At 47.1% G+C, this 6,508-nt stretch carries 3 protein-coding genes; all 3 read right to left on the bottom strand.

The annotated features are described in order from the left end of the window. On the bottom strand, positions 1 to 2,401 hold a 2,401-nt coding region (locus tag HMPREF3090_RS09835; protein ID WP_168140257.1), incomplete at its 3' end, for a Rib/alpha-like domain-containing protein. A 243-nt stretch (positions 2,402 to 2,644) separates the two neighbouring features. Continuing rightward, on the bottom strand, positions 2,645 to 4,294 hold the full coding sequence (locus tag HMPREF3090_RS04770; RefSeq protein ID WP_070486077.1) for a Rib/alpha-like domain-containing protein: 1,650 nt from the start codon (positions 4,292 to 4,294) through the stop codon (positions 2,645 to 2,647). Positions 4,295 to 5,366: 1,072 nt separating this feature from the next. Next, positions 5,367 to 6,508: YPDG domain-containing protein (locus tag HMPREF3090_RS04765; protein ID WP_168140256.1), on the bottom strand; the 1,142-nt coding region annotated here is incomplete at its 5' end.

Genomic DNA, 6,508 nt, shown 5'->3' with positions numbered 1-6,508 from the left:
CCTTAGCTTGTGGATCGTTCTTTTCTGCGTCGGTCTTCTTAGTGGCGTTAGCTACAATCACTTCGTCTTTAGTAATTGCTGTGTTAGGTGCGACGGACCATGTGATTGGCTCTTTGTAGTCATTAGCCTTGGCTGGGTCGATGGTGGCTGCTGGGTATTTGTCTGCTGGAATGCCCTTGCCATCTCTGACGTGGAGGACTTTTTCTGGAACTTGGGTGCCTTCGCCAGCTTTGAGGGTTACCTTGTGATAGCCTTGTGGAACTTCTTCGTTTGGATCAGTCGCTTCGATCACGTCAGGACGTTGGGCCACGTTGAAGCTTGCTTCTGTTTGATCCGTTGTCTTGTCGCCGTAAGTGACTACAACTGGAACTTTGACAGCCTTGCCTTCGTCAGCGGCTTGAGGTGTATAGCTAACTTCTCCTGTCTTAGGATCAACCTTAGCGCCCTTAGGAGCACCTTCACCTAAAGCGAAAGTTGCGTCAGCTGGTTTATCAGCTGGTTGATTAGCGCTGTCCTTGAAGCTTGGGGCTTTCGATTTGGCAGCTTGACCAACATTGGCTTCAGTTGGTTCATAGCTTGGTTCTAAAGCATCCTTATCCTGTTGTTTAACCGTGATTGGGGCCTTAGATTCTGCCTTGAGTTCGCCAGTCTTACCTGGAACAGTGACTTCAACCTTCTTACCGTCATGGTCTTTCTTGGTTAGAGGGGTATCTGGGGTGTAGTTTGGCACATCTTTGAGGCCAACTTTAATGCCGTACTTGCCGAAGTCTTTTGGTTCAACAACTTTTTCCACGCCATTGGCATCGGTTAATTTCACCTGGGTGCCGGCTGGGTCAAGCTTGTTGTCGCCTTCTTTGCCTTCGGTGTAGGCCTTCTTAGTTGGGTCTTTAACGATTTCAACCTTAGCGATACCAACATTGTCTTCGTTGAAGCGTTTATCTTCGTAAACAGAGTGGTATTCTCGGGTGTCGCCTGTCAAGCCTTCTTCAATTGGGGTATCCTTGACTAATTCATTGTCAAAGATAGGTTCCCATGCTGACCATTTCTTAGCTGGATTGTCCGCAACTGGGTTAGTAGGTACAACCGCATCAAACTTTTCTTGGATAGCTGGATCGTTGAATTTGGTACCCTTGAGAACGTCGAAGGCTTTCACCTTAGAATTGTCCGCAAATTTACCCGTTACTGAACCGTCCTTGGTGTCCGCATTGAATTTCAGACGCACATAGCCTTCTGGAACAGGAGAGTTTGGATCAGTGGCGTCCTTGATCTTGTCTTGTTCAGCCACATGGATTGGCGCATTGGTATTATCCTTTGAGCCATCCTTGTAAGTTACAACCACTGGGACGTCAACTGTTGTCGCTGCGTCAGCTGCCTTAGGTGTGTATTTTACAACCCCTGTGTCAGGATCTACTGTTGAACCCTCTGGAGCGTTTTCACCTAGAGCAAACTTAGCGCCGGCAGGTTTGGCGGTATCTTGGCCAGCCTTGTCGACGAATTTAAGTGTTGACGTCGCTTCTTTACCGACCTCGGCTTGGACTGGGTTGTAAACTGGCGCGTAGTCATCTTTTTCTTCAACCTTGTCGTATTCAGCAACGAAAGTTACAGGTTTACCGGCTTCAAGCGGTGTGGTGTAGTCTGCTAAGTCTTTAGCATAAACCTTGGTGTTTCCGTTGTTGGAGTTTTCCTTCCAACCCTTGAATGGTTTAGCTGGATCGTTTGGCGTCACATTTGGAATGACTAATGGCGCAGCAGATCCCTTAGAGTCTGCAATGGCTTCTTGAATGGTCTTGCCTTCCATGATGTCATAGTAAACTTCTTGGTTGTTGCCGTCGAATTTACCGCCATTGCCTGGTAAGAAGCTGACACGAACATAACCTCTCTTCACTTCGTCGTCCTTGTTAACCTTCTTAACTGGTGGACGTGCCATGAAGGAGTCCGCATAAAGCGCGTCAGTCAAGTTATTGGCTTTGTTGGTTGAAGCAAAAATGCCTGAAGTATAGATGACATCATCTTCTAGATCATTAGGCACAGTGATTGGAATTGAACCGTATTCACCCTTCTCATCTGTGGTGAATTCAGTCACTTCGCCGACTGGCTTACCATTTCTAAACCATCTTTGTTTGTAAGGTTGGCTTGGGTGGAGGCCCTTAGTAGATGATTGAGCCGTATCACCAGGACGCGCAAATTTCGCATTGGTGTCGTAGTTTGTCACATCATGGACTGGTTGGGCAGCCAAGAGGGCAAATTGGATACCACTGATATCAGTACCGGCGTTTAGCTGACCCCCGATAGAGTAGGATGTTTGGAACATATTATCTTCATACATCTTCATCCAAGTGTCGCGGTTACCGGATAATGGGTAAACGTAAGAGTAGTCGTAATTGATGTGACGTGCTTTCAAGTTTACGATACCATCCCATGGACGTGAATTATCATGGGTGACATCTTCGTCCTTGACTACTTTTCCATATTCTTCATCTGTAATAATATTCGAAGTTTGTGCTATCGGATTTTGACGATTTCTAGAAACCCCGTAAAGTCCTCTGAATGGAATGCGGAAGTTACCGTCTTTATCAACCTTACCGACAACTGTTTCAGCGATGGCTGAGCCCTTGCCGTATTGTTGTTCGTATTCAGCAATGATTTATTGTTGGGCTACCTTGAATTGATCATGGGTATAGCCTTTGTTGGCTGTCTTCCAAGCATCGAATTGGCGGGCAACATGGTCGTTGACATAAGAGCCAACCACTTCCATACCAGTAGCCCAAATATCCCCGTTACCAGGTTGGCCAAGGTATTCATTGGTTACCCCACCATTTGTTTCGTTAACTTCATACCAAACCTTACCGCGCATTACCCCGTAATTACCGTTATCTGGCCAGTAACCTTCAGGCGTATTAGCTCTTACCCATTGGTCTTCAGGTTTAGCCAACCAGCCTTCAATATTCGGCTTTCTTTGATATTGGATAACTCCGTTAACAATTCGGTTAATACCTGCTGTAAAGTCCCAGTTTTCTTGGGTCCGGTCCGTACGTGTTTGGAAACGTGCCCCGTACATATCCCCGGACTTAACTACAGAATAACCTTCCATGGGTGACGCCCAAGTTCTTACACCAAAAGCCGCGTCGCCAGCTAATTTATACTGGGTCACCGAACCATCGGCTAAGATAACTGGACGAGATAGGTCGAAGATAAAGGATCCATCTGGTTTAACTACTGTATAGAAGATAGGAGAAACAATGCCCTTCCCATCCTTCCATTGGAGGTAAACTTTTTGGCCAGCTGCGGGTACATCGCCCTTATCTTTATCACCAAATGCAGGCTCATTTTCAATCCAGGCTTGGCCACGATAAATTTGGGTAGCATTTGGATTTTGGCCAGTAGCGTCAATGGCGTCCGCTTCACTAGTTCCGCCACCTGTAATCAACTCTGTACCGTTAGCAGCTTCTGCTGGGACATTGTCTGGGGTGTTGATTGGCAAGGTTAAGATGTCATAGCTCTTATCAGGGTAAGTAACTTTGACATGGGCTTCCTTGTCACCTTTTTGAGGTTTCTTCACCCATTCATACTTGGTGCCATTAGGTAAAGAGGCCTTGTTAGAAACAGCTTCTTCTGGCTTCTTATCTTCAATAGTGCCAGCTTTTAGACTAAATGTTAAATCAGCAGTTGGAGCTGGTTCATTGGTATCTTTAGCTTTTTTCTCTTCAGCAGCGAAGAATTTCAATTCGCCAGCTTTGTCGTCTTTGTCTGCAGCATAGTAGCCTGCACGAGCTTCAGATTTCTTATCATCTTTAGCTTTTTCTTCAGCTTTCTTTTCAGCCTTAGCTTCTTTTTCAGCCTTTTCAGCTTTTGGCGCTTCTTCAGCTTTCTTGTCGGCTTGTGGTTTTTCCTCAGCCTTCTTGTCCGCTTCAACCTTTTCAGGGGCTGCTGGTTTTTCTTCGGCTGGTTTTTCAGCTTCAGATTTTTCAGCAACTGGCTCTGCAGCGGGTTCAGCTACGGGTGCTTCAGCTGGTGTTTCAACTGGAGCAGCAGCTTTTTCAGCTTCGAGGGCTGCGGCTGCTGCAGCGGCGCGACGGGCTTTTTCTTCTTCATCCTCTTCATTTGGGACTGCCAGGGCGCTTGGGTTACCGGTTTCTGCAGCGGCAACTTCCACCACGGCAGCATCACTGGTAAACAACAAACCGGCTGCAACCGCAACCGAGGCCACCCCGACGCTTAGTCGTTTGATGGAATAGCGGTAGAACTTGTCTGCCTGCTTTTCCTTTTTGACCTGATAGTTATTTTTACCTACCATAAGTCTCCTCCTTATAAATTAAACACAATGCAATAATGAAATATTGTTAAATGGATTATATAGCGCTTAATAAATGAATAAAAATAACATAAACTTATTTCATGAAATCCATTTCTTGATACTTGGACCAAAGATTGATTCTATAGGCTTTCGTATCGGTTTCAAAAATTGGCTTTTACGATAAATTAATATAAGACCAGTTTTTGTCCCTATTATGAACACTATTGTATTTTTTAGTGTCATTTACTGTCCTCCTGATTCAATATTTGAATCAGCATTGATCAATAAGCCTTGTCTATCAAGGGTTTCGCTTTCCATCACTGGAGCCCTCTATTCAACAATTGAACATTATTGTGTTTTATTATCACTGGAAGCTATAATAAGCAAAAATCCGATTGAACTTTCCTCCTCTTCCTAAGCTCAATTAGCACTAGCTGAGCTCACTAGCACAAGGTCCAATTCGGCATTATCGCTTGCCTTAATGCCGGTGTGCCAGGGGAAACTGCATCTTCTCCTGCGTTAATGCAGTTTCTAAGCGTGATACTGCATCTTCTCCTGCGTTAATGCAGTTTCTAGACGTGATACTGCATCTTCTCTCGTGATAATGCAGTTTCTCAAGCCGTAACTGCCTTTTTCCCTAACTTTTAGCATTTTACAAGTTAAAAAAATCGAATTCTCACTATTTCAGCTGAGAAAGCGACAGATCTCCGTGCTTATGTCGGTATCCCTCCGACTTACCGACAAATCCTCCACCCTTATGTCGCTTTCCCTCCGACTTACCGACAGATCCCCTACCCTTATGTCCGCTTCGACACAAGATACGGACAAAACACCTCTACTCTTGTCCGCTTCGCCACATGATACGGACAAAACACCATTTCGCTTGTCCGCACCAGAAGTCCTCAAGCTATCGGAGCCTCAACAATAAGGTATAAGACGGCCGCGGCCGTCTTGGTCTTCTTAATATACAAGGAAGGGAGGCCCGCGCCTCCCCTCAACCCTATCAAAACAAAAAAGCACCCCGCTCCGTGCGAGGTGCTCTATCTAAAGGCTAGTCAGCAATCACAACTGATTAGTCTTCTTTTTTCTTTTTGCCGAGGGCGAGGAGGCTGCCGACGCCGATGAGGGCGAGTGAGAGGCCGCTGGTGAGGCCTGCGATGGCGCCTGTTTGTGGGAGTTTGCCTTGGACTTTGGCTGGGGCTTTCTTGGCTTGGCCTTGGTCCTTGGCGGGTGCGTTAACTACCACGTCGCCTTGGCTGACTTTGCCGCTGTCCTTGACAGGGTCGACTGTTACGTCGTCCGCTGGGTCTTGGGCAGGCGTTTCGTCTTTGTCTTCAGGTTTGACTTCTGGCTCTTCAGGCTCAGGTTTAGGCGTTGGGGCTGGGGTCACTCCCGAGCCACCCTTGCCTTCTACCGTGATGGTCACAGTGACAGTTTCGCTTGAGCCATCTGGGTAGGTCACTACGACAGATTTTTCGATTGTGTCGCCTGGTTTAGCGTCAGCTGGAACGTCGACGATTACAGCGCCCGTTTCAGGGTCAACGCTGATGCCGGTTTCGCCAGCGCCTGGTTGGAAGCTGGTACCTGCTGGTGGGTTCACCACTTTGCCGTCTTCGTCTTTGAAAATTGGTTCGCCGACTTCCACCTTGGTGCCGGGTTGACCGGAACCTGGTTTGTATTCAGGCTCGTAGATGTCCTTGTCTTGCTTGGTTGCTGGGGTGTGGCCAGTAACGGTAGTTTCGACAGGGTCGCCGGTCCGGGTTTCTGTTGAGCCGTCTGGATTGGTGTAATCCTTAGATGGAATGATCGAAATCTTGTCGCCGGTTCCTTGACGAGGAACTTCAATAGTGAAGTCGCCGTTTTCATCAGAGGTGCCGGTGCCGATGGTATTGCCGTCCTTGTCTTTGACTTCAATGGTCGTATTCGGAACGGTAGTCTTACCAGTCACAGTTGTCTTATCTGAACCTGGCTCGTTCTTAGCCCCTGGGTTGGTGATTTGTGGGGTTTCCTTAACCACGGTTTCGCCATTACCATCTGGGTTACCTGGCTTAAAGTTGCCTTGGTCGCCCTTCTTACCAGGGATGATGGTTACCTTGTCGCCAGGATTTTGTTTAGGCACATCGATCTTAACATTACCCTTGTCATCGGAAGTACCTGTGCCGATGGTATTACCGTCCTTATCCTTGACTTCCACATCGGTGTTTGGCGTAGTCT

Source organism: Aerococcus sp. HMSC23C02 (assembly GCF_001806805.1).
Taxonomy (GTDB): Bacteria; Bacillota; Bacilli; order Lactobacillales; family Aerococcaceae; genus Aerococcus; species Aerococcus sanguinicola.
The sequence above is the reverse complement of the archived record's forward strand: the minus strand, read 5'-3'. Positions and strand labels throughout refer to the sequence as shown.